Annotated in this window: 1 protein-coding gene; it reads left to right on the top strand. The window is 72.8% G+C overall.

The annotated features are described in order from the left end of the window. Positions 1-68 precede the first annotated feature (68 nt). The coding region (locus GA0070558_RS32575; RefSeq protein ID WP_091287399.1) for a replication initiator at positions 69-1,718 on the top strand (1,650 nt) is incomplete at its 3' end.

Below are 1,718 nucleotides of genomic sequence, written 5' to 3'. Positions count from 1 at the left end.
CACGCGACCGCCGACCCCCGCCCCGCCCTCCGGGTCCGTGACCTCACCGCCTCGCTGGGGGTGGGCCGATGACCCTCACTCCGACGCTGCCCGGCCTCACCCCCACCACCAGTGAGGGGCCGAGGCCGGGCTCCCGGGCCGCCCGGATGCTCATGCCTCGCTCCGTCGACGTGGTGGCCGACCTCGCCGCCGACTACGGCGTCTGTACCCGCCCCGTCTCCCTGCGCCGCACCGACCTCGACAGCGGGCAGACCGAGGTCATTGACATGCCCTGTGGCGCCACCCAAGAGGCCAAGTGCCCGGCCTGTGCCAAGCGGGCACGGAGGCTGCGGCAGCAGCAGATCCGCGAGGGCTGGCACCGCGATGACGAGCCCGACCCCGGCCCCCAACCCGCCACCGACGCCCAACGCGGCCTGATCGTGGCCCGCGCTCACCTGGAATTCGCCCGCGACGAAGCCGCCCGCGCCTCCCAGTGGGATCAAGTGGCGGACCTGGACGACGCCATCGCAGAGCTGGAAGGCCAGATCACCACGGAAGGGCTCCGGGGCCGGCCCGCCCCACCGCACGGCAGCGACGATCAGGAGGACGGCGACGGCAAGCGGCGGGTGCGGTCGACCAAGCGGCGGCAGGATGCCCCGGACCTGCCCCGCCTGACGGTGGAGAACCGGACGGTTGGCCGCGCCTACGAGGGTCACGGCGGGATGGTGTTTCGGCCGTCGATGTTCCTGACCCTCACCCTCGGCTCCTACGGGCGCGTGCACTCCGACGGCACGCCGGTCGACCCGGACAGCTATGACTACCGGCGGGCCGCCTGGGACGCGGTGCACTTCCCCCGGCTGCTCGATCGGTTCTGGCAGAACCTGCGCCGGGCGGTCGGTTGGAACGTCCAGTACGCCGGGGCGGTGGAGCCGCAGCGCCGGCTAGCCCCTCACGCGCACTTCGCCATGCGCGGCACCATCCCCCGCGCCCTGGTCCGCCAGGTCGCCGCCGCGACCTATCACCAGGTGTGGTGGCCGCCCGCCGCCGAGCTGGTCTACGAACCGGGAAGGGCGCCGCAATGGGACGCCGACGCGGGCGGCTACACCGACCCGGACTCGGGCGAGCTGCTGCCGTCGTGGGATGACGCCCTGGACCTGGTCGACGCCGACCCCGACGCCGCCCCGGTGCACGTCGTCCGGTTCGGCGTTCAGGTCGACGCCAAGGGCGTGCTCGCCGGCACCAAGGACGCCGACCGGTGCGTCGGCTACATCACCAAGTACCTCACCAAGCAGGCCGCCGACTGCCACGAGGCCACCACCGGCCGGCAGCGGGCGCACCTGGAACGGCTCTGGGCTGAGCTGCGGCACACGCCGTGCTCGGAGCGGTGCGCGAACTGGCTGCTCTACGGGATCCAACCGAAGAAGGCCCGGCCCGGGTTGAAGCCGGGCAACTGCAAGAACAAGGTCCACAAGCGGGAAACCCTCGGCATCGGCGGCCGGCGCGTCCTCATCTCCCGCCAGTGGTCCGGCAAGACCCTGGCTGACCACCGGGCCGACCGCCGCGAGTGGGTCAAAGCTTTGCTCGGCGTTACCACCGACGCCGACACCGCCCCGGCCGGATCCGACAGTGTCCGGCATGCCTGGGAACTCGCCAAACCCACCGACCCCGACGTCGCGCCCCTCGGCCACCGGGTCCTCCGCGCCATCTCCGAACGCATCCAATGGCGCGCCCAACTCGAC

The sequence above is a fragment of the Micromonospora haikouensis genome (assembly GCF_900091595.1).
Taxonomy (GTDB): domain Bacteria; phylum Actinomycetota; class Actinomycetes; order Mycobacteriales; family Micromonosporaceae; genus Micromonospora; species Micromonospora haikouensis.
This window is presented reverse-complemented; position numbering and strand designations above follow the sequence as displayed.